Genomic DNA, 1895 nt, shown 5'->3' on the forward strand with positions numbered 1-1895 from the left:
GCGCCGGGTGTGAAGCGGCTGGTGGCGTACCTCGTGGGTGACAGGCTCGATGTGGAGGCGGTGCGGGCCGAGGTGGCGGGTGTGTTGCCGGAGTACATGGTGCCGTCGGCGTTCGTGGTGCTGGGTGCGCTGCCGTTGACCGCGAATGGGAAGGTGGATCGGCGGGCGTTGCCGGAGCCGGAGGTCGGGCCGGGGGAGGAGTATGTGGCGCCGCGTACCGAGGCCGAGCGTCTGCTGTGCGGGATCTGGGCCGAGGTGCTGGGCGTCGAGCGGGTCGGGGTGCACGACGACTTCTTCGCGCTGGGCGGTGACTCCATCTCCGGGCTCCGGGCCGTCTCGCGGCTGCGTGCACGCGCGGGCGTCGAACTGTCCGCCCGCGCCGTCTTCGACGCCCCCACCGTCGAGGCGCTCGCCCGACGCATGGGCGACGGACGACCGCACGCGGGCGCGCGAGGTCCCGAGCGGACCACCGAGGACGCGCCGCGGCTGTCCTACGCGCAGGAACGCCTGTGGTTCCTGGACGACTTCGCACCCGGCGGCACCGAGTACAACACGGGACTCGCTCTGCGGCTGACCGGCGCCCTCGATGTGACCGCGCTCCGCACGGCCGTCGACACCGTGGTCGCCCGGCACGAGGCGCTCCGGACCACCGTGGAGACCACCGCCGGAGTGGCCCGGCAGTCGGTACGGCCTCACCTGGAGGTACCCGTCCGCAGGGTCGACCTGTCCGCGCTCGACGACGGGCTCCGCACCGCCGAGCTGGACCGGACGCTGCGGGACGAGCAGTCCACGCCCTTCGACCTGCGCAACGGCCCGCTGATCCGCGTGCTGCTCGTCACCGTGTCGGCCGCCGAGCACATCCTGGTGCTCTCGGTGCACCACCTCGTCACCGACGGCTGGTCCATGGGCGTCATCGGCCGGGAGCTGGGCACGGTCTACGCGGCGGCCCTGCACGGTGAGCAGACCGAGGCGCGGCTGCCCGAGCTGCCGCTCCGCTACCGGGACTACGCCGCATGGCAGCGCACCCGCGTCGAGGACGGCGCGCTGGACGACCAACTGGCCTACTGGCGGCATCAGTTGAACGGTGTGGAGCCCCTGGAACTGCCGACGGACCGGCCCCGTCCCACCGTGCGGACCGGGGCCGGGCGCATGCACACCTTCCGGGTGCCCGCCGCGCTCACCGCCGGACTCGACGAGGCGGCACGCCGCCGCGGCGCCAGCCTGTTCATGAGCCTGATCGCCGTGACCCAGCTGCTCTTCTCCCGCTACAGCGGACAGTCGGACGTGGCCGTGGGCACCGTCGCCTCCGGGCGCGAACGGGCCGAACTGGAAGACCTCGTCGGGTTCTTCGTCAACACCCTCGTGCTGCGCTCGCGGATCGACGAGACCCGCACCTTCGCCGAACTCCTCGACGCCGTCCGCGACACCACCCTGGCCGCCTACGCCCACCAGGACATCCCCTTCGACCGCGTCGTCGAGGAGATCGCCCCCGCCCGCGACACCAGCCGGACCCCGCTCTTCCAGGCGCTCGTCGTCCTCCAGAACGCCCTCGGCGACGACGGCGGCTTCACCGCCCTGCACGCCGAACGCGTCCCCGTTCCGCGTGAGACCTCACGGTTCGACCTGGCCTTCGACTTCTGGCAGGACGCGGACGGACTCGCCGCCGAGGTGGAGTACAGCACGGACCTCTTCGATGCCGGGACGGTGGAGCGGCTGTGCGGGCACTGGCTGACGCTGGCCGAGGGGCTGCTGGCCGGGATGGCGGAGTCCGCCACGGTGGGCGCCGTCTCCCTGGTCGACGCCGACGAGGTGTCCCGCCTCGGCACTCCCGTGCCCGCGGCCGTGCCCGCCGGCCGCTCGCTGCCCGAACTGCTGTGGGAGCAGCCCGCTGTCTT

General features: G+C 72.9%; 1 protein-coding gene. It reads left to right on the forward strand.

What is annotated here, in order from left to right:
* Window positions 1–21 precede the first annotated feature (21 nt).
* Window positions 22–1895: condensation domain-containing protein (locus tag SCA03_RS34690; protein WP_269145222.1), on the forward strand; the 1874-nt coding region annotated here is incomplete at its 3' end.

The sequence above is a fragment of the Streptomyces cacaoi genome (assembly GCF_006539165.1).
In the GTDB taxonomy this organism is placed as follows: Bacteria; Actinomycetota; Actinomycetes; order Streptomycetales; family Streptomycetaceae; genus Streptomyces; species Streptomyces cacaoi.